General features: G+C 63.0%; 23 protein-coding genes. 9 read left to right on the top strand and 14 right to left on the bottom strand.

Features of this window, described 5'->3' with window-relative positions; genetic code table 11:
- Positions 1-282: 282 nt before the first annotated feature.
- Complete coding sequence (gene ampDh3 / locus ACM0M4_RS22675; RefSeq protein ID WP_003106625.1) at positions 283-1050, top strand: N-acetylmuramoyl-L-alanine amidase AmpDh3; 768 nt, start codon at positions 283-285, stop codon at positions 1048-1050.
- 68 nt (positions 1051-1118) lie between these two features.
- Positions 1119-1592, top strand: coding sequence for an SRPBCC family protein (locus ACM0M4_RS22670; RefSeq protein WP_003145744.1), 474 nt, complete (start codon positions 1119-1121; stop codon positions 1590-1592).
- A gap of 51 nt (positions 1593-1643) precedes the next feature.
- Here ACM0M4_RS22670 and ACM0M4_RS22665 read toward each other — a convergent pair whose 3' ends face one another.
- From ACM0M4_RS22665 to ACM0M4_RS22640, 6 genes are all read right to left on the bottom strand, one after another.
- Positions 1644-2960, bottom strand: a complete 1317-nt coding sequence (locus ACM0M4_RS22665; RefSeq protein ID WP_042858432.1) for an Nramp family divalent metal transporter — start codon at positions 2958-2960, stop codon at positions 1644-1646.
- Positions 2961-3065: 105 nt separating this feature from the next.
- Positions 3066-3767 (bottom strand): haloacid dehalogenase type II, encoded by a 702-nt coding sequence (locus ACM0M4_RS22660; protein ID WP_003116497.1) that lies wholly within the window; start codon positions 3765-3767, stop codon positions 3066-3068.
- A gap of 30 nt (positions 3768-3797) precedes the next feature.
- Entirely contained in the window at positions 3798-5045 is a 1248-nt protein-coding gene (locus ACM0M4_RS22655; RefSeq protein WP_003085654.1) for an MFS transporter, read from the bottom strand.
- Positions 5042-6337: a 3-keto-5-aminohexanoate cleavage protein gene (locus ACM0M4_RS22650; RefSeq protein WP_003159598.1), complete on the bottom strand. Its 1296-nt coding sequence runs from the start codon at positions 6335-6337 to the stop codon at positions 5042-5044. The genes ACM0M4_RS22655 and ACM0M4_RS22650 overlap by 4 nt, the downstream gene beginning before the upstream one ends.
- A gap of 288 nt (positions 6338-6625) precedes the next feature.
- Positions 6626-7873: an aminotransferase class V-fold PLP-dependent enzyme gene (locus ACM0M4_RS22645; RefSeq protein ID WP_016561575.1), complete on the bottom strand. Its 1248-nt coding sequence runs from the start codon at positions 7871-7873 to the stop codon at positions 6626-6628.
- Positions 7870-8304, bottom strand: coding sequence for a RidA family protein (locus ACM0M4_RS22640; RefSeq protein ID WP_003116494.1), 435 nt, complete (start codon positions 8302-8304; stop codon positions 7870-7872). The genes ACM0M4_RS22645 and ACM0M4_RS22640 overlap by 4 nt, the downstream gene beginning before the upstream one ends.
- A 220-nt stretch (positions 8305-8524) precedes the next feature.
- Between ACM0M4_RS22640 and ACM0M4_RS22635 the strand changes: the two genes are divergently transcribed.
- On the top strand, positions 8525-9478 hold the full coding sequence (locus tag ACM0M4_RS22635) for a LysR family transcriptional regulator (protein WP_003085661.1): 954 nt from the start codon (positions 8525-8527) through the stop codon (positions 9476-9478).
- Here the strand turns inward: ACM0M4_RS22635 and ACM0M4_RS22630 are convergent.
- Positions 9451-10335 carry a LysR substrate-binding domain-containing protein gene (locus tag ACM0M4_RS22630; RefSeq protein WP_003085663.1) on the bottom strand — a complete coding sequence of 295 codons (885 nt, stop codon included), beginning with the start codon at positions 10333-10335 and terminating at the stop codon, positions 9451-9453. The two genes, ACM0M4_RS22635 and ACM0M4_RS22630, sit on opposite strands and share 28 nt — an antisense overlap.
- A gap of 100 nt (positions 10336-10435) precedes the next feature.
- Here ACM0M4_RS22630 and ACM0M4_RS22625 point away from each other — a divergent pair, with 100 nt between their 5' ends.
- A complete protein-coding gene (locus ACM0M4_RS22625; RefSeq protein ID WP_003085665.1) occupies positions 10436-10861 on the top strand; it encodes a VOC family protein in 426 nt (141 codons plus the stop codon).
- An 18-nt stretch (positions 10862-10879) separates the two neighbouring features.
- On the opposite strand, the gene ACM0M4_RS22620 is transcribed toward ACM0M4_RS22625, so the two are convergent.
- A complete protein-coding gene (locus ACM0M4_RS22620) occupies positions 10880-11152 on the bottom strand; it encodes a hypothetical protein (protein ID WP_003085667.1) in 273 nt (90 codons plus the stop codon).
- Positions 11153-11358: 206 nt separating this feature from the next.
- Here ACM0M4_RS22620 and ACM0M4_RS22615 point away from each other — a divergent pair, with 206 nt between their 5' ends.
- From ACM0M4_RS22615 to ACM0M4_RS22605, 3 genes are all read left to right on the top strand, one after another.
- Positions 11359-11601 carry a hypothetical protein gene (locus tag ACM0M4_RS22615; RefSeq protein WP_042115131.1) on the top strand — a complete coding sequence of 81 codons (243 nt, stop codon included), beginning with the start codon at positions 11359-11361 and terminating at the stop codon, positions 11599-11601.
- Positions 11602-11893: 292 nt separating this feature from the next.
- The gene (locus ACM0M4_RS22610; protein ID WP_003111825.1) at positions 11894-12259 is read left to right on the top strand and encodes a type II toxin-antitoxin system RelE/ParE family toxin; all 366 of its coding nucleotides are present in this window, start codon (positions 11894-11896) and stop codon (positions 12257-12259) included.
- Complete coding sequence (locus ACM0M4_RS22605; RefSeq protein WP_003085668.1) at positions 12252-12575, top strand: XRE family transcriptional regulator; 324 nt, start codon at positions 12252-12254, stop codon at positions 12573-12575. The genes ACM0M4_RS22610 and ACM0M4_RS22605 overlap by 8 nt, the downstream gene beginning before the upstream one ends.
- Before the next feature lie 375 nt (positions 12576-12950).
- Here the strand turns inward: ACM0M4_RS22605 and ACM0M4_RS22600 are convergent, their stop codons facing one another.
- The 5 genes from ACM0M4_RS22600 to ACM0M4_RS22580 form a co-directional block, all read right to left on the bottom strand.
- The gene (locus ACM0M4_RS22600; protein WP_015647858.1) at positions 12951-14039 is read right to left on the bottom strand and encodes a DUF3396 domain-containing protein; all 1089 of its coding nucleotides are present in this window, start codon (positions 14037-14039) and stop codon (positions 12951-12953) included.
- Between the two features lie 16 nt (positions 14040-14055).
- Positions 14056-14757 (bottom strand): VRR-NUC domain-containing protein, encoded by a 702-nt coding sequence (locus ACM0M4_RS22595; RefSeq protein WP_044266417.1) that lies wholly within the window; start codon positions 14755-14757, stop codon positions 14056-14058.
- A complete protein-coding gene (locus tag ACM0M4_RS22590; protein ID WP_023116049.1) occupies positions 14754-15272 on the bottom strand; it encodes a PAAR domain-containing protein in 519 nt (172 codons plus the stop codon). Before ACM0M4_RS22590 ends, ACM0M4_RS22595 begins: the two co-directional genes overlap by 4 nt.
- Positions 15273-15445: 173 nt before the next feature.
- Positions 15446-15781: a TM2 domain-containing protein gene (locus ACM0M4_RS22585; protein WP_003119438.1), complete on the bottom strand. Its 336-nt coding sequence runs from the start codon at positions 15779-15781 to the stop codon at positions 15446-15448.
- 242 nt (positions 15782-16023) lie between these two features.
- Complete coding sequence (locus tag ACM0M4_RS22580; protein WP_003119439.1) at positions 16024-16662, bottom strand: hypothetical protein; 639 nt, start codon at positions 16660-16662, stop codon at positions 16024-16026.
- Between the two features lie 715 nt (positions 16663-17377).
- Between ACM0M4_RS22580 and ACM0M4_RS22575 the strand changes: the two genes are divergently transcribed.
- Together ACM0M4_RS22575 and ACM0M4_RS22570 are read left to right on the top strand one after the other, a co-directional pair.
- On the top strand, positions 17378-17743 hold the full coding sequence (locus ACM0M4_RS22575) for an ankyrin repeat domain-containing protein (RefSeq protein WP_079280594.1): 366 nt from the start codon (positions 17378-17380) through the stop codon (positions 17741-17743).
- Between the two features lie 205 nt (positions 17744-17948).
- Positions 17949-18743 carry an HNH endonuclease gene (locus tag ACM0M4_RS22570; RefSeq protein ID WP_023110330.1) on the top strand — a complete coding sequence of 265 codons (795 nt, stop codon included), beginning with the start codon at positions 17949-17951 and terminating at the stop codon, positions 18741-18743.
- Here ACM0M4_RS22570 and ACM0M4_RS22565 read toward each other — a convergent pair.
- Positions 18740-19258 carry a hypothetical protein gene (locus ACM0M4_RS22565; RefSeq protein ID WP_115288850.1) on the bottom strand — a complete coding sequence of 173 codons (519 nt, stop codon included), beginning with the start codon at positions 19256-19258 and terminating at the stop codon, positions 18740-18742. The two genes, ACM0M4_RS22570 and ACM0M4_RS22565, sit on opposite strands and share 4 nt — an antisense overlap.
- Positions 19259-19271 lie beyond the last annotated feature (13 nt).

The raw sequence follows: 19271 nt of genomic DNA, 5'->3' as shown, positions 1-19271 counted from the left end.
TCCGGCCAACTTAAAGTTCGGTTGTGCCGGGTGCTGTCATAACGCCATCGTTCAGTGGCCTCGGTGAGCCCCCGTACCCCAGTTCGCTGGGGCTTGCCTTTGGTGTATCCCTTTTGCCCGGCCGCGTGCCGGGCTTTTTTATGCCCGGTCTTCTTCCTTCCGGTTTAGCCGGGGCCCGCGTTTCCTTGGCCGGCCCCTGAACCTCATCGCTGCATCGACGTCCCTAGCTACAGGCGAGCCTGTGGCCGGGGGCTTTCCATCATCCGCAAAAAGGTGAAAACCATGCTGACCATCGACTACAACAGCTATCGCACCACTACCCCCTACGGCAAACGCGTGCGCTTCCTGGTGCTGCACTACACCGCGCTCGACTTCGCCGCCTCGGTCAAGGCGCTGACCACCGGCGCCGCCAGCGCCCACTACCTGATCCCGGCGCCGCACGACCCCAGCTACAAGGCCGCCGGCTTCAAGGGCCAGCGCATCTTCAACCTGGTCGCCGAGGAAGACCGCGCCTGGCACGCCGGCGTCAGCGGCTGGGCGCGCCGCGACAACCTCAACGACACCTCCATCGGCATCGAGATCGTCAACCTCGCCCGCGACGACGACGGCGTGTTCACCTTCCCCGACTACGAGCGCTCGCAGATCAACGCACTCAAGCAACTGGCGAAGAACATCCTGCAGCGCTACCCGGACATGACCCCGAAGAACGTGGTCGGCCACTCCGACATCGCCGTCGGGCGCAAGTCCGACCCGGGTCCGAAGCTGCCCTGGAAGGAACTCTACGAGGCCGGTATCGGCGCCTGGTACGACGACGCCACCCGCGATCGCTATCGCGAAGGCTTCGAGCGCGACGGCCTGCCGCCGCGCGCCGACCTGCTGGAGGCGTTCCGCCTGTACGGCTATGCGCTGCCGGCGACGGTCGACGATGCCTACTTCACCAGCCTGCTGCGCGCCTTCCAGATGCATTTCCGCCCGGAGAACTACGACGGCGCGCTGGATGTGGAGACGGCGGCGATCCTCTACGCTCTGAACGAGAAATACCCGGCCTGAGCCATTAACCGCGAGCGGCCGCCCGATGCGGCGGCCGCTCCCTTGCCCACCCCCATGGAGGACTTGCCATGACTGCCGTCGCACAGGTCGTCGCCAAGGCGGAAATGCTGATCCGCCGCCCCATCGCCGAGGTCTTCGAAGCCTTCGTCGATCCGGCCATCACCGCCAGGTTCTGGTTCAGCCGCGGCGATGCCCGCCTCGAAGCCGGGAAACGGCTGCGCTGGCACTGGGACATGTACGGGGTTTCCCAGGAAATCGAAGTGAAAGACCTGCAAACGAACCGCCGCATCCTCATCGAATGGCCGAATGGCGAGAGCAACCCTTCCCAGGTGGAGTGGCTGTTCGAGGAACTGCCCGGCGCCGGAACCTTCGTCAGCATCCGCAACAGCGGTTTCGTCGGCACCCCGGAAGAGGTCATCCCGCGGGTGGTCGACGCCACCGAAGGTTTCACCCTGGTGCTGGCCGGACTCAAGGCCTGCCTGGAGCACGGCATCGCCTTGAACCTGGTGGCCGACCGTTTTCCCCGCGGTCTCGATGGCTGAGCATTGCCTGAGTGCGCGTCCCGCACCGCGCAGCGTGCCCTCAGGCAATGCTCAGCCGAACGCGAAGTCGGTCAGCAGTTGCAGGTTCAGGCCGACGATCGCCAGCGCTACCGCCCAGGCCAGCCACCGGGTCCCGGCGCCGATCGCCAGCGGGCCCATCAGGCGCCGGTCGGAAACGAACTGTAGTAGCGGGATCACTGCCAGCGGCAACTGCATCGACAGGATCACCTGGCTGAAGATCAGCAGCCGCGCGGTGCCGTCCTCGCCGTAGAGCAGGGTCACCAGCAGCACCGGCAGCACTGCGACGCCACGGGTCAGCAGGCGCCGCGCCCAGGGCGCCAGGCGCAGGCGGAGGAAGCCCTCCATGACGATCTGCCCGGCCAGGGTGGTGGTGACCGTCGAGTTGAGGCCGGACGCGAGCAGCGCCACGGCGAACAGCAGCGAGGCGAGTTCCAGGCCGAGCAATGGCGAGAGCAGCGCGTGGGCCTGCTCGATATCGACCACCTCGGTGTGCCCGTTGCGGTGGAACACGCTGGCGGCGACGATCAGGATCGCCGCGTTGACCAGCAGCGCCAGGGTCAGCGCCAGGCTGCTGTCGGCCACCGCCCAGCGCAGCGCCTGGCGCTTGCCGGCAAGGCTGCGCGGGTAGGCGCGGCTCTGCACCAGCGAGGAATGCAGGTAGAGGTTGTGCGGCATGACGGTCGCGCCGACGATGCCGATCGCCAGGTACAGGGCAGCCGGATCGCTGAGCACCCGCGGGCTCGGCAAGAACCCTTGGAGCACCTCGCCGAGTTCGGGACGCGAGAGCAGCAACTGTACCGCGAAGCAGGCGAAGATCAGTGTCAGCAACGCCACCACGAAGGCCTCCAGCGGCCGCTGGCCACGTCCGATCAGGACCAGCACCAGCAGCGCGTCGGCCACGCAGAGCAACGCGCCCCAGGCCAGCGGCAGGCCGAACAGCAGCTTCAGGGCGATGGCGGTGCCGATCACCTCGGCCAGGTCGCAGGCGATGATCGCCGTCTCGCAGGCCAGCCACAGCAGGCGGCAGGTGCTCGGCGAGTAGCGTTCGCGGCAGGCCTGGGCCAGGTCCAGGCCGCTGGCGATGCCCAGGCGCGCGGACAGCGCCTGCAGCAGCATCGCCATCAGGCTGGAGAGCAGGATTACCGAGAGCAGCAGGTAGCCCAGTTGCGCGCCGCCGGCGACGTCGGTGGCCCAGTTGCCCGGGTCCATGTAGCCCACCGCGACCAGGTAGCCGGGGCCGGCGAAGGCCAGCAGGCGGCGCCACCAGTGGCCGCCACCGGGGACTTCGACCGGTTGTGCGCGACCGGGCTCGGCGGTCTGGGTGGCCGGGGTATCCTTCGCGGACATGACGAAGCTCCTGCCGGACGCGTGCCGGCGCTGCGCGCGCCTTTCCCGGCGCGCCGTAGCGCGCGGGTTGGGCGAGCGGTTCAGGGGCAGGAAGTAGGAAGTCGGTCAGGCCGAGGCCGCCAGTTGCCGGTGCAGGTCCGGCAGGTCGCTGGCGATCAGGTCCCAGTCCTGCTCGGCGGCGAGGTCCTGGGTCTGGCCGGGGCCGTATTCCAGCGGCCGGGCGATGAACGCGGTCTTCAGGCCGAGGGCGCGCGCGGCCTTGAGGTCGTAGTTGTGCGCCGCGCAGAGCATCACCTCCTGCGGCGGCAGGTCGAGCAGGCGGCAGGCGCCGAGGTAGACCTGCGGGTCGGGCTTGTAGTGGCCGAACAGGTCGGCGCACAGCAGCATGTCCCAGGGCAGCCCGGCGTGCCGCGCGACGTCGAGCATCAGCGCGGTGTTGCCGTTGCTCAGCGCGGCGAGCCAGTAGTCGGCCTTCAGCGCGTGCATCCCGGCGAGCGTGTCCGGCCACGGCCGCAGGCGGTGCCAGAAGCCAGTGATGCGTTGCAGCAGGGCCTCGTCCAGCGCCAGGCCGAACTCTCCGGCCAGGGCCTCGAGACTCTGCCGGTGCAACTGGTCGAGGTGCTGCCAGGGCGCCTGGCCGTTGCGTACCCGGTCCATCGCCGGCTTGTATTGCTGGCGCCAGCGGTCGGTCAGTTCCACGCAGGGCAGGGTCCCGCCGAGTTCGCGCTCCAACGCCTGGAACTGCTCGATCAGGCTGGAACGCCAGTCCACCAGGGTACCGAACACATCGAACAGGATCGCGCGCATCGTGCCTCCTCGGCCGTGGCCGTCATCGCTTCAGTGCTTCTGTGGCAGCGCGGTGGGCAGGCCGCGGCCGCTCCAGGCGGTGACCACAAGGGCTACCGCCGCCATCAGGCAGAGCGCCAGCCAGCCGGGGACGAAGCTGTGGCTGAAGTCCTTGAGCAGCCCCAGCGCCGGCGGCGCGAGAACGATCGCCAACTGGTTGATGGCCATTGCCAGGCCGAGGGCGAAGCCGGTCTTGCCGACCGGCGCGGTATCCGCCACATAGGCCACCCAGGGACCGTACCAGCCGAAGCCGAAGAAGCCCAGCCAGGCCACTACCAGGCCCATCCCCAACGGCGATTGCAGGGGCAGCAGGACCAGCGCCAGCAGGCCGAGGATCACCGCGCCGAGGCAGACCATCACCGGGAAGTAGCGCCCGGCGCGGCAGCGGTCGCTCCAGGCGGCCAGCAGGATGCGCCCGGCGACGCCGCTGCCCTGGGCGACGAACAGCAGGGTCGCGGCCATGCCGATGCCGATCTCCAGGGTCTCGTGCAGGTAGAGCACGGTGAACACCAGGATGCCGTACTGCACCGAGATCAGCGCCACCCCGGAACAGACGATGTTCTTCATCGCCGGGTCGGTGATCATCGCCAGCCGCGACTTCACCACCGCGCCCAGGTCGCGTTCGGCGGGGTTCGCGCCGGGCGCGGGGGCGTCCGGCGGGGTGCGGTAGAAGAGCATGAAGGCCAGCGCGCCGAGGAACGCTACCAGGCCGCCGGCGAGGAATGCGCTGCGCCAGCCGTAGATCCCCGCCAGGTACGGCAGCAGCGCGGCGGACAGCGCGCCGCCCAGCGGCAGCCCGGCCTGGCGGATGCCCATGGCGAAGCCCAGCTGGGTCTTGGCGAACCAGCGTGACACCGACTTGCTGCCGCCCGGCTGCGCCGTGCTGTAGCCGGCGCCGACGACCACCAGGAACAGCAGGATGGTCAGGTAGTCGGTGGCCCACAGCGAGGCGCAGAGGGCCAGCGCGACGATCAGCGTGCCGAGGCCGACCACCAGCCGCTCGGAGTAGCGGTCGAGCAGCTCGCCGGCCACCAGCAGGCCGACGATCGGCACCAGCTGCGCCGCCGACACCAGCAGGCCGATCTGTAGCGACGAGAGTTGCAGGTCGTTCTGGATGAACACGGCGATCGCGCCGATGCCCTGGACGAAGAAGCAGGCGCAGGCCTGGGCGAAGGTGGCGATCAGCAGGATGACCCAGCGGTAGCGCTGGGTCGGGTTCGCGGCGAGGGCGGCGGTCACTGGACGAACTCCCGTGCGAGGGTGAAGTTGGCTTCGCCGAGCGGATGCAGGCGCTGCAGCGACAGGTATTCGCCGAGGGTGCGTTCCATGCCCATGCGCTGGAAGATCCGTTCGCCGTCGAGCTCGGCCTCGGCGCCGTTGGCGCGCAGTTCGTCGAGAGCCTGGCGCAGCAACTGGCAGTTGTCGCTGAGCGTCACCTGGCCGTCATCGTCCACCGCGTAGGGCGTGTCCTCCATGCCGACCCGCAGCACGTCGACCTGGCTGTCCGCCTGCGCGGCATAGGCGGCCAGCCGGCGTAGCGCGCAGAGCGGGGTGCCGGCGCGAGGGCCGACGTCGAGCGGTCGGAAGTGCTGCGCGGCATGCTGCGGCATCACCGCCGCGCCGACCGTGATGCTGACCTTGCGCTTGCGCACCCCGGGTTCGCCGATGTCGTACTCCAGGCTCTTGGCGCTCTCGATCACCGCGCGGAACTGCTGGTAGGTCTCCGGGAACGGCAGGCGTGGCGAGAAGCCGAACAGCAGGATCACGTTCAACTGGCCGGAACCACCCAGGCGCAGGCGCGGGTGCTCCACGGCGAAACGGGTCATGGCGTAGCTGCGCACGTGCTGCACCCACTCCACCTCGTGGAACAGGCCGAGCTTCTGGCGCGCCTGGATGGCGTTGCGGTAGACCTGGAACTGGGTCATCGGCGAGGTCACCCCGTAGTCGGCGCCCTTGCTGGTGGAGTGGGTCTGCAACTCGGCCTTTTCCAGCGCCGTCGACGGCTGGTAGTCGCGCAGGTCGGCGAGGAAGGCCGGGCTGGAGGCATAGTCGAGGTCGAGCTTGCGCCTTTGCTTCTCCAGCTCGCAGATCACCTGCAATTCGATGGCCGCCTGGATCGTCACGAAGTGCGCACCGCCCAGGTGCAGCGGGATGGCGCAGTGGCTGACCCGCTCCCACTCGCCGAAGCGGCGGATGTTCTCCTGCACCTCGCTGCCGTTGCGGCTGGCGCCGAAGCTCAACATCAGGTCGGGGAAGCGGTTCTGCAGGGCGCGGCTGACCGCCTGGTAGATGTCGTTGTCGGTGGTCTGTTCCTGGGTCAGCGGGTTGCGCGCGTGATAGTGGTAGTAGCGGCAACCCATCTCGTAGAGCTGGCGCGCTTCGTCCAGCAGTTCGCCGGGGGCGGTGCGGATGGTGGCGCCGGTGCAGATGCTGTCGAGCAGGCGGTCGCCGGTGGCGGCGTGGTTGCGCGGGGTGAACTTGGCGCCGGTGGAGGCGCATCCGAGAATCAGGGTTTTCCGGGATCCGGTCATGGTCGTCTTTCCTCCATTCATCATTCCATTGAGGGCGGAGCGGTCCGCGGCGGACCGAAAGGCTGCCCAGGGCGTCGAAAGTCGTCGGTGTCTCAGGCAGGTGAAAGATGTCGCTGGCGGGATCGTTATGCGTTGTTCTACGAGAGGGATTTAAACCGCATGGCGGCGGCCGTGCGCGGCGCATTCGGCAACGCTCGTTGCCGCCGGCACAAAGACCTTGCGCAAATCGCCCGGCGTTGCGCCAACCGCCGGCACGGCGGCGCAATGTTGCCATTCGCGCAAGGTCGCTCAACTGGCGGCGCGCTGTCGCAGGCAATCCTCCAGGGCCTCGCCGAGGCGCTCGATCTCGCTGTCGTCGGTCAGGTAGTGCGGAGTCAGGCGCAGTACCCCCGGCAGCGCCTGCTCGCGCAGCGCCCAGCGGGCATACTGCGGGCCGATGTAGGAGGCGTTCACGCCGCGCGCGTGGAGGCGCTTCAACCATTGCTCGCCGCTCAGTTCGGGGGCCGCGTAGGTCATCAACGCGCTGGCGTGCGGCCCTTGTTCCAGCGGCGTCCAGCCGAGCCGGCGGTAGAGCTGCTGGGCGATGCGTTCGCGCAACTGGCGGTTGCGCCGGGCGATGCGCCGGACGTCGGTCTGCAACAGGTAGTCGCAACTGGCCTTGAGCGCCAGGCGCAGCCCCGGGTTGAACTCCGAGCATTCGAAGCGCCGCGCGTCATCCCGTGCCTGCAAGGCGAAGGCGTCACTCCATTGCGCGCCGCCGACGTCCAGCCCGTCGGGCAGGGCCAGGCGCTCCAGGGCGCGTTCGCCGAGATAGAGCACGCCGAGTCCCTTTGGCCCGCGCAGCCACTTGCGTGGCGGGAACACCAGCACGTCGCAGCCGATCGCCTCCACCGCCAGCGGCAACTGGCCGACCGCATGGCTGGCATCGAGGAACAACAGCCCGTCATGGGCGCGGATGCGCTCGGCCACGCCCTCCAGCGCGGTAGCCGCGCCATGCCCGGTGGGCACCGCGCTGAGCGACAGCAGCGGCGTCTGGCCGGGGGCGAGGTCGTGCAACTGCTCGTCGAGCCGTTGCAACAGCTGTGCGGCGTCGCCGCGCGCGTCGATCAGGCGCAGCTCCAGCCCGCGCTGCTGGCGCGCGGCGAGCAGGCACAGGCTGTTGGAACCGTATTCGTCGAAGCTGCTGATCGCCCGTATCCGTGGATGGGCGGCCAGGGCCGCGGCAAAGGCCACCGACCATGCGCGGCTGGCGCAGTCGAGCAGGGCGATGTGCCGTGGCTGGGTGCCGAGCACTCGCGCGACGCTGTCGCGGACCGCCAGCAAGGGCTCGGCGAAATGCTCGGCGGCGCGCTGCACGCCCCAGCGCCGCTCGGCTTCCAGCCAGCTGTCGAGGGCGTCGTAGAGCACCTGCGGCGGCAGGCTGGCGGAGCCATGGGCGAAGTGCGCGTAGCTGCCCCAGGCCGGGGTCTCGCGGCGCAGGCGCAGCAGTTCGTCGGCACCGAAGGCGTCGGGGGCGGCGGGGAAGAGCGCGCTCATGGCCGCACCGCCGCGATCAGTTCCACCTCCACCGCGGCGCCGCGCGGCAGCTCGGCCACGCCGACGGCGGCGCGGGCGTGGCCGCCGCGCGCGCCGAGCACCTCGTCGAAATATTCGCTGGCGGCATCGATCACCGCCGGCTGCTGGACGAAACCCGCCGCGCTGGCGACGTAGCCGGTCACCTTGAGCAGCCGCTCGACCCGTTGCAGGCCGCCCAGCGCCTCCTCCAGCGCCTGCAGGCAGCGCGCCGCGCAGAGCCGGGCGGCCTGGCGGGCCTGTTCCAGGTCGAGTTCGCTGCCGACCTTGCCGGTCCAGCGCAGCTCGCCGTGCTGGCGCGGCAACTGGCCGCTGACGTAGGCGATGCCGGCGTGGAGCACCACCGGCTGGTAGGCGCCGCCGGCGACGATGGCCGGAGCGGGGGATGTCTGCATGGTCCTGTCCTCGTGGCGGACCCGCCCGGCCACGATGCTCGGGCGGGTCGATGGCTGGAAAAGCGCGACCTCACTACTGTGGGCCGGTTTTCCCGGTCTGTTTTGCGGGAGTCGACGAGCTGCTTGCCAAATCGGCAAAACAAACCGAACTTTAGCCTTGCAACAGGCACCGCCGCGCGAAGTAGACTGAAAACGCCCGACCGTTGAGGAACGCGCAACGATGATCGACCTGGTGATGCTCAAGGACTTCCTCGTCCTCTGTCGGATCAAGAGCTTCAGCCGTGCGGCGCAGGAGTGCCATGTCTCCGTGTCCGGGCTCAGCCGGCGTATCCAGACCCTGGAACAGTGGCTCGGCGCGCCGGTCTTCGAGCGCCACAAGCACGCCCTCGAACTGACCGAGGCCGGCCGCCAGTTGCAAGGCGTGGCGCAGGACGCGGTGCGCGCCCTGGACAACCTGCGCCAGTCGATCCGCGAGCGCGACGAAGACGCCCAGCGGCGCATTCGTTTCTGCGCCCCGCACATCCTCTCCTCGGTGTTCTTCCCGCACTGGATTCCGCGCCTGCAGGCGGACTTCCGCAGCGCCAAGTTCAGCGTCGACTGCGATTACCTGCCGCAATGCCTGTCGCGCCTGCGCGACGGCTCGGTGGACTACGTGGTGGCGTTGCTCGACGAAGGCGAGGCGGTGTCGCGCCGCCTGGGCATCGACAGCGAAGCCGAGTTCCAGCGCCTGGAGCTTGGCCACGAACAACTGGTGGCGGTCTGCGCGCCGGACGCCGCCGGCCAGCCGCTGTTCAATCTCGACCGCCTGCAGACCGAAGCGCTGTCGTTCCTCGGCTACTCCGAGGAATGCCACCTGGGCTGGGCCCTGGAACCGCTGCTGCGCGACAGCGGCCTGTTCCTCCAGCGCCATCACAGTTCCAGCCAGACCGAGGGGCTGCGCTTCTTCGCCCAGTCGCGCCTGGGCGTCGCCTGGCTGCCGCATACCCTGGTCCGCGAGGACCTCGCCAGCCGTCGCCTGGTGCGCGCCGGCGGCCAGCGCTTCGACGTGCCGTTGCGCTACACCCTGATCCGTCGCCGCCTGCCGCTACCCGGCGAGGCCGAACGCCTGTGGACCTTCCTCGGCGAGCTGGCGCGCCCGGCGCCGCGCTACGCGGTGGTCGGCGCGGCCTCCTGAGCCGCCGTCTCGGCCAGCAGGGCGCGGCGGAATTCACCGACCAGGTCGTCCTGCGCCGAACCGCTGCGGCTGACCATCACCAGCTCGCGCTGGAATTCCAGCGCGCCCAGTTCGATCACCCGTACCCGCGCCGGCTCGCGTAGCCACAGCCCGGCCCGGGGCAGCAGCGCCACGCCGAGACCGTTCTCCACCATCCGCGCGATCGCGTCGATCTCATCCAGCTCCATCACCTGGCGTGGTCTGAGCTGTTGCGCCTCGAGGAAATCGCCCACCAGGCGACCGCCGAAGGACACATGGTCGTAGCGGATGAACGGTTGCGTGCGCAGCAATTCCAGCGCATCCGTCGCAGTGCATTGCGGCGGCGCGATCAGCACGAACGGCTGGCGCTCGACCCGTTGCGCGGAGAGCCCGCGCGGCAGGTTGAACGGCGGGCGGATGAGGATCGCCAGGTCCAGTTCGGCGGCGTCCACCTGGTCCAGCAGGTGCAGCGAGACGCCCGGCACCACCTGCGGCTCGATGTGTGGCGCCTGTTCGGCGAGGCGCTTGAGCACCTCCGGCAGCAGCCCGGTCTGCGCCGTGTTCACCGCACCGATGCGCAGGCGTCCGCGCGGGCTGTCGCCCTGGCCGATGCCGTCGAACAGCGCGAGGATCTGCTCGGCCGTACGCACCGCCTGCCTCCCGACCTCGTTCAGGTGTGCCGCGCGCGGCGTGCGCTTGAACAACTCGACGCCGACGCTGCGTTCCAGCGCGCGGATCTGCGCGCTCACCGCCGACTGCGTCAGCCCCACCTGTTCACCCGCCGCGGCGAAGGAGCCCCGGCGCGCCACGGCGACCAGGGTGCGGAGTTCGCGGATCATCCAAGCCTCGAAAAAAATGTTGCTCAGGCGAAATATTATGCGCTTTCCATCGAAATCGGCACGGCAAATAATCCCGGCACACCCACAGAGGAACCGCGCCATGAGCCTGATGCCCTTCCACCTCGCCATCCCCGTCCACGACCTGCCCGCCGCCCGGCGCTTTTACGGCGAGGTCTTCGGCCTGAGCGAAGGCCGCTCCGCCGAGCACTGGGTCGACTTCGACTTCTTCGGCCACCAGTTGGTCATCCACCAGCATCCGCAGACCGATTCCCAGCGCCACGCCGGCAGCAACCCGGTGGACGGCCACGACGTGCCGGTGCCGCACTTCGGCGTGGTCCTCGCATGGGACGACTGGCACGCCCTGGCCGAACGCCTGAAGCAGCGCGGCACCCGCTTCGTGATCGAGCCCTACATCCGCTTCAAGGGCCAGGTCGGCGAGCAGGCCACGCTGTTTCTCTTCGACCCCTGCGGCAACGCGCTGGAGTTCAAGAGCTTCCGCGACATGGGCCAGTTGTTCGCCAAGTGAGATTGCCGGCGCTCCACCTTACTGTGCGCAGTCCGTGCAGAACTCCAGCGCCGCGCAGCTGGACTGCTCGTCCGGTAGGCTCGATGTCGCGCACTCTTTCTTGCGCACCACGCTGCCCAGCGGCGCCAGCTTGAACCGCTCCGGCGGCGGGCTGGCCGGCTTTGCGCTTGTCGTCCCGTCGAGGTCGGGCTTGAAGGCGTGTTCAAGGTCGCCCAGGCGTTCGTCCAGGGTGGCGGAGGAGGCGAGGGCGGGCGTCAGGGCCAGGATGAGCAGGAGAACGCGGTAGGGCATAGGGTTTCCGGTGTGGGTGGCGATGCGCTGGAGCCGAGCACGGCATCCCCGCATGACGAGGAATCGAAGCGGCCATTCAAGGCGATTGCGTGTTGGCGATGGGATGCGCTCGCCCTCTGTTTGGCATTTTGTGAAGCGCTTCGCACCTTGCCCGAGCGGCACCTTGTCCGGGCAAAACCGTCACCGCACAGTCCCCTTCCACCTTCATCCCCCTGCGACGCACCTCGCAATGCAACCAGCATCCCGGCTGCGCCACCCTCTACCTGGACTGCAGCGCAGCCAGCGAAGATCTGTTCGACACCGCCCGCACCCGTCTGGAGTCGGCGATCGGAACGCTGAGCGTCCTCGACCTGCTCGACGAAACCGAAGAACCCGGTGAAAGCACCTGCCGCATCACCGGCTCCTTGCTGTCGCTGTTCGAGGCGGAATACGCACGCAGACACCGATAACCGACGGAGGCGGTGCCCCCGGCCCGTTCTCGTTAATGGTCATAAATAGCCAAGGCTGGGCAGGACTGGGGCTGGATCGGAGGGGACGGGCCAAGCTCTGTGCTATGCCGGCCTGTATGGGCGAGTAATTTCGACACTTTTTCGACACACGGAATGAGGCTGCCTCGCTGGTCCTGGTTCGTCCGTCTGGCGCCGGATCGTCTTCAGGACTCCGTGCGTTCTGTCCGTTGTCGGGAAGCGGTCTCTTTAAGTAGGATTCCTTTGATGGAATATTCCCTGGGGGTTATATTTTGTGGCGTGGGATATCGAGTACACCGACGAGTTCGGTGATTGGTGGGGTTCTCTGTCCGAGGATGAGCAGGAGTCGCTAGCTGTGACGGTTCGCTTGCTTGAGGAGCGGGGGCCATCCTTGGGGCACCCCCACAGCAGCGGCATCAATGGCTCCCGCCATGGCCATATGAGAGAGCTACGGACTCAACACGGCGGGCGACCTTTCCGAACGCTTTACGCGTTTGACCCCAGACGCTCCGCGATACTGCTGATCGGTGGCGACAAGACTGGCGATGATCGTTGGTACGAATTGAACGTGCCCATTGCCGACCGCCTCTATGACGAACACTTGCACCAGCTCCGTGAGGAGGGACTGATCGATGGTTAAGAAATTCTCCGACCTTCGGGCGCAAATGTCGCCTGAGGCACAGGCCCGCGTCGAGGCCAAGGCCCAGGAACTGTTGGCTGAAATGCCCCTGAATGAGTTGCGCCAGGCTAGAGGCTTGTCGCAGAAGATGCTGTCTGAAGTGCTGCAGGTGCAGCAGCCGGCAATTGCCAAAATGGAGCGGCGTACGGATATGTACATCTCCACCTTGCGCAGCCACATCGAAGCCATGGGTGGCCAGCTGGAAGTTATCGCACGCTTCCCGGATGGCGCGGTGAAAATCAGCAACTTCGCGGATATCGAAGAGGCGGGCGCCTAAGGCTATTCGTTACGACAGTTCTTCAACTTCAAAGCCTTAGAGCTGTTTCCAATTTAAAGGTATTTTAGATATCACCGATAAGAAGTAAATGACGCCAATGGAGATGGTCTTATGGGTTTGAAGAAGTTTTAGTAAGGTGTAAGGAAGACAGATTTTGAGTTTGAGTTTGGGTTTCGAGTTGCGAATCTATTAAAGGGGGATGGTTGTTGAATAATAAGTAATAGATACTGTTTGGGTGATATTGAAGGCACGATTAGATAGGTTGAATTCTTGCTTATAAGCACTCTTGTGAGGGGCAGATATTTTTTCTGTCAGGCTCGCCTCATAGGGAGTTTAGCCTTGACGAGCACTTTTGATCCCAGAAAACGTAAGCCCCTACAGGCGCTCCGGCAGCGTATTCGTCGCGTCCAGGCAAGGCTCAGCGCTGAGCAGTTTGTCGCGCCACCGGGGAATCTCGCTGTCTTCCACATCCAGCCGTTTCAGCCATTGATCGGCCGCCCAGCCCACCAGCCGCAATTCGCCGTCGTGGGAGCCGCCGTGTAGCGAGCCGATGGTTTCATAGCGAATGCCTTTGAGCGCGTGGTTCAGCAGCACATACGGAGCGGGCCTGGAGTCTTCCGCATCACCCGCGATATAGGGATAGGCACCGGCCTGGATTACCACGCCATCGCCGTAGCGGTAGAAGGCAAAGTGGCTGGAGGGCAGTTGCGCACGCAGGGCATCGAGCCCGCCGGCCAGCGCCAGGCGCTCGTTGTTCAGGAGGGTTAGCCAACTGACAGTTTTGATTCTTGTAGGTTTGAACTCGGGAGTATTGGCCAACAGACAAGCCGTCCCTACATCCAAACCCGGCATACGCGCCGCCATAAAGGCTTCGGAGGGCTCGTCATTGTCCCAACTGGTCGGCGAGAGATTGTAGGCATGCCCCGCATACCCCTGCTCAGGCTCTAGTCGACGTGCGAAGTCGATAAATAGCTGTAGGAAATCCAATGGCTGCTGCTCTTGATATAGCAGAGGTACGGAGAACTCCAGAACACTAAGATCATGCCCCATTTTGGCTTGCCAGCTCCGCTTGCCGTAAATATCAAACAGCCAGGCGCCTGCATCGCGGGATTTCTTGCCGCTGGTGTAGCAGAAGCTGAGATGATCGTCTTCATCCATTGCCCCCATCATCTCGCGCAGTGGTTGGGTGTCACGGTATGCGGTCAGTGGCTTTCCTTGTGCAGGCTCTTCACGCCAGAGCCGGGTGAGGTGGGGCTCTGCCAGGCGCTTGAACTCATCGAAGCATTGGCATAATGACTCTCGTACCAGAGGGGTATGGGCCTCTTTGAAGTAGAGAGTGCCGCGTAGGCAAAGCACTGCACCGATATAGTCTTCGGGGCCGCCCTTCATCAACAGGTTGCCGGCTATTTCCAGCAGATGGGGTTGCTTGGCTAACTCTGCGGCCAGATCGAATGGCTGTTCCATGGGCTTTTCCTCTTGATCAATAGGCGGGAATCATCGGGCGAGGGGAACGGCCTCGGGTCAAGACGAACATCACCCCACCTGCGATGGCGGCGGCCCACCCTACTTGCTCTACTGGCACCTTGGATCGTTGATTTTCCTGGCCACAGTCGCAGTCGGAGGGCTTCATTTCAACAATCTTGTTCTTGTTGCCGGCAATCGCTGCATAATCCTCAAGTTGTTCCCTATTATGTGGGTCAGGCGGAAACTTCATCTCCACCACCTGTTTGATATTGTCCTGGGTTGGCGGCCTGTTGGGATTCTGAACGATGATCACGTCGGGCCTGCGAATCATTCCTTTCCCTGGCTTGAACGGCGGATGCTCCGGATCTTCATCCCAATACTTGCTGATCCATCCCGGTATCCAGCCATGTGGACTGTTACCGGTCTGGCTATCGAGAGTCGGCTGCGGTGGGTTCTTGGTCATGTCGTAGCTGACCTCGGGCTTGTAGGGGCTGCGTCCCTGGAGAACTTCGTCCAACTCTCCCAGCCGCTGTGCCACGCACGCCTGCTTGAGGCTTTTGCCATCCTGGCTGAGGTTGGGCGTGCTGCTGCAATGGCAGACCGCCGAGCACAGCACCTTCTTGTCCTGCGGATCGAGCCTGGGTTCCAGGGTGCCGACGGGGTTGGTCCTGCCTTCGGGGCTCATGCCTCCCCGGGACAGGCTGGGCTGGTCGCTCATGCGTCGCACCTCTGCACCAGGTCGATGTAGAGGATCTCCGCGGTGGGGCGCTCGATCCAGGAGGTCATGCCGTCGGCATCCGTGGTGTCGAACGCATTCCAGCCGCCACTCGACCAGACCCTGACCCGGCGTCCGGCGACGGGCTTGCCCGTTTCGTGGTCGATGAGCTGGAAGCGCCCGGAACAGGGCACGCCGTTGCGGTTAGGGGGAAGGGCGGGAGCGCGCGGGGCGGGCGTGAAGACGTCGCCGATGAGTACCGTCCCCGAGCCGCCGATCACCACATTGCCGTGCGCCCCGATACTACCCAGCGTCACCGCCGGCAGGCCGTTGATGAGTACCGTCGACGAAACGGCTGAGATCATCGGGCTTCCGCAGGCTGAGGCGTCGCCTTGCCGTGCTGCCGGCAGGCTGTCGAAAACGACGTCGGGAGAGCCCTGGACGATGGGGTTGCTGCCATGCCCTGGCACTGGGCAGGTCGTTGGATCGGTGACGCGGGCGGCGGGTTTTCCACTCATGTGCGGGTCCTTGCATCAGTGAGATGTGCTGGCCGCTCTGGCGGCCAATTCGGGATTGAGCGAGTCGGCACCTATCGCCAGCGGAAGAAACGCAGAAGGGGACTTCTCCTTGTCCCACCTCCCGGCATCGGTTTCTTCTCCGGCCCGCCGAGGACCGTAGCGAGGTGCGCCGGTCAGTCTTGAGGGTGCGACACGGAAGCGCCGGCTACCTGCAGCGCTGCAACTTCCAGCCGGGCGTCGCGGCGGGTCTGTTCCGTATGGCCCTGGATGATGCCGGGAATCAGGAAGGCATCGACGATCCACCAGATGCCGGTAATGATCAGGGGGAACAGGGTGAAACAACCGATCAGTGTGATGATCAGTTGGGTAACCGCCGTGCCGGTTTTCCCCAGGTAGAAGCGGTGTGCGCCGAAACCGCCCAGGAAGAACCACAGAAGATAGGCGGTGCCGGTGGATTTCTGGGCGTTGGAAACTTTCTGCTCCACGAGCATTTCAGACTGTAGTGACATGAGTTTTCCCACTGATCCATGCGGAAGATATGGTGGGAATTGAAACGTTGCCAACGGTGTTTTTTCAAGCATCCAGTCTGAGGATATTTTTGATTTGTAGTTTTATTGCGGAACTCTGGAAGAGTCGGCCAGGAGTCGGAACTCCTGGACTTCGTAGAAGTTCTTGAAAGCAACTGGCGAGTGGCTGGGGTTTATTGGCGAAAGGCGTCCGGCCGGGCGCCTTTCGCTTTTGTCCGTTAACTTCATAGTGGCGTGGTTTCGAACTTTATCTTTTGATAGTTCTCGAAAATGAACCTGTCTTCCGGCGACAGGGCCGTTTCGTCGAAGGGCAGGATCGCGCCGTCATGCATGACCTTGTAGTCGCGAGAGGTGATTTTCGTCTCCGCCGTGGTGAATGTACTCATGAAGCGCTTATGGGCATCCCCCTGGAACTCCTTCCTGTGCTGGAGGAAGTAGGCGAAGTCCATGTGCCCGACCATGAAGACGATGCTCCAGTCCTTCCTGGCGGCCATGTCCCATTTCCACATGGCGGAGAGTTTCCGCCTAATGGCCTGGTCGGACTCCCTCAGGGCCTTCTTGAGACAGTCGAAGGCGTAGGTACTGTCTATGTCGAATTCGCAGATGGTCAGGTAGTTCACGAACTTTTCGCCGAAGACACAACTGGAGCCGAGGGTGAAAATCTCGTATCCCGGGTAATACCTGCGAAAGAAATCAAGTTCCGTCAGGAACCAGTCTTCCAGTGCGGGTCGGCTGCTCTTTCCGTAGACGTTCTTGACGATGTCTGGCGTATATTCGAACCCTTCGCTGGTGCAGGTCAGAACGTTCTTCTCATCTTTGGCGATGACTATCCTGTTTTTTGCTCCTTTCGGTTCCTTTTTCATTTTTCTTGTCCTTCGAGCGTCTGTGGAGGCCGGTTTATCGTGTTTTGGAATCTCTGTTTTAGGTTTCGCTTTCCAGGGATATAAGACGCCTGCTTACCCTGGTAGTGAGTGTCTAGCTCAAATTCTTTTTCTGTGCTTGACGAAAAGTATGCGTCGGTTTCTCGGAGGCTCGTTTTCTTGGACGGGGAGTTTCGAACCTGAATCCATGAATGTTTTCCTGCCAGCGTTCCAGAACCTTGTTGGCGGCGGAATCGAACGGTCTCATTAACAGATTCGGGAAATATCATTCCACGCGTCCGCAGCCAAAAGGGCGGGCCGGCGAAGCTCGCCGGGTGCCGGTCACGGTAGGGGAGGGAGCAGCAAGGCGAGCCGGCAACAGGAAAGGCCCGGCGCTGGAGGAGCAGGCAAGGAACTGGGCAAAGAAAAAGCCCCTGAAATTCACTAGGAAAATCAGGGGCTTATCGTTTGCGTTTGGTGGAGCCGGGGGGATTTGAACCCGTTTTTGGGCTTGGCCATTGATGGTCATTATTGGCTAACACCGCAGAAATAGGGGCTTTCAGCAGGGTCATATAGGCCATTAGTAGCAAGTGGCGGCAAGTAATTTCGACACTTTTTCGACTCGCACAACGGGAGGATCTTGCTAGGCTAGGCGCATCCAGGCCGCCTTCGAAGTGAAGGCTTGCTGTTTTCAAGGACTGATTAGGCTACGAACCCCATGCGGTCACTCCAGGATATCTTCTCGGAAATTGCGACAGTGCCCGACTTCTTCGAGCACCAGATTGACTCCGTTCACTATCGAAATGGCTGGAGCGACTCTCCGCTGCATGTCGTCAGCTGCTGGGGTGACTGCGAAGCCATACGCGTTCTTGTCGCCGCCGGAGCTGATATCAACCTGCCTGGAGAGACTGGCTTTACTCCACTTCATTGCGCTGTAGAGCAGGATCACCCCGAGGCCGTAGCATTGCTTCTCGAACTCGGTGCTGAGATCGTCAAGGATGCCAATGGGTTAACACCTGCTGATCTGGCATCTTCGCTAGGCCACGTAGCCGCATTTAAAGCGCTAGATGTGTCAAAAAGATAGGGATTTGAACCCGCTTTTTGGCGTGGTTGTTGATGGTGCTTCGGGGGCAATGTCAGCGCGATCAGCCCTTTCGTTTCGTCATTTCGGCTATTCGAGGCAAGCGTCGGCTAATAATTTCAACATTTTTTCGGCACGAAGCTAGACGGCTCTAGGCTCAGGCCGTAGCTTTCGAAACAACAGTGATGGCCTACTAGGCGGTGTTTCAATGAGGTGTATTTTCTGCAAGCTAGACTCACAAAACTCAAAGAGCGTTGAACACATAATCCCCGAAAGCCTCTGGAATACCAAACAAATTTTGCCTCCCGGAATTGTTTGCGACAAGTGCAACAACTATTTCTCCCGAAAGGTGGAAAGGCAATTCCTGGGATCTCCCGAGATTGAAGAACTTAGATTTCACCAAGCTATACCAAGCAAAAAAGGCAGAATCCCTTCAATCAGCGGCGCGATACTAGGCTCCAGCCATCCGGTTAAGATTCAACGCATGCTAAATAAAGACGAATCAGTAATGTCAATTGAGCTGAGCCCAGAGCTATTTGAGCTAGCCGATAGTGGAACACCCTTAAAACTATATTTTCCTATAGGCTCTGGAATCCCAAAGTCAGAATTGACGTCCAGGTTTCTTGCAAAAGTAGCGCTAGAGGCCATGGCCCAGAGATTATTGGACTCGGAGGGCGGGATTGACTATATCGTTGAGGAAAAAGAGTTTGACCCAATCAGAGATCATGCACGATATGGAAAAATAAAAAACTGGCCTCACTTCTCAAGGCGCATATACGATGCCAATGAGGGTGAACACATACATGGATCAGAAGGGCAAAAAGTTCATGAATACGACTTCCTACACACACGCCACGGAGAGTTTTACTTTGTCCTTGCTCTATATGGCGTCGAGCTGACTATTAACTTAGGAGGACCCTGCATAGAAGGGTATCAGGCTTGGCTTGATGAAAACTGCAATGCAAGCCCACTCTACTGGGGAAAGAATGCAATAGATACTTAGGAAAAGCTCCGCCCACGCAGGTGGACTGAAACTCTTTTAATAGTCTCACTGCAAAGCCTTACGAAATCGTCATCCACATCGATAAGTATCATTACCTCAGATATGTCACCTTCGTTAAATAATTGACCTCCTGGTGCTCTAACTCTAAATGGCAGTCTCTGAGAGTTGTCTAGCAGGTAATTATAACTACGCCCGCTTCCGTGTTTTAGCACATTTATTGCGGCTGCCACATCATCAAACCTTTCTTTCAGTCCGTTCTCTTTATCTTGTTCTAAAATCTCTCGAGCTGCTTTGAATCTATCCTTGCAGTTTAGCTGACCCTGCAAGTACGCCTCAAACATAGAAAACATCCCAACTGCAAATATTGCTTTTTGTAGCTGTATCATCTGGAGTGACTTTACTAGGGTGGTTGATCCACTCTTAATTAATTCGCGAGTAACTCTTGCGTTTGCATCAGATAGAGATTGCAGGGTGAAATCTGTACAGCGAAAGGCAAGCTCATCGAAGTCATGCATTACCATATCCCTA

The sequence above is a fragment of the Pseudomonas sp. 18-147 genome (genome assembly GCF_051048045.1).
GTDB classification, from domain to species: Bacteria; Pseudomonadota; Gammaproteobacteria; order Pseudomonadales; family Pseudomonadaceae; genus Pseudomonas; species Pseudomonas aeruginosa.
This window is presented reverse-complemented; position numbering and strand designations above follow the sequence as displayed.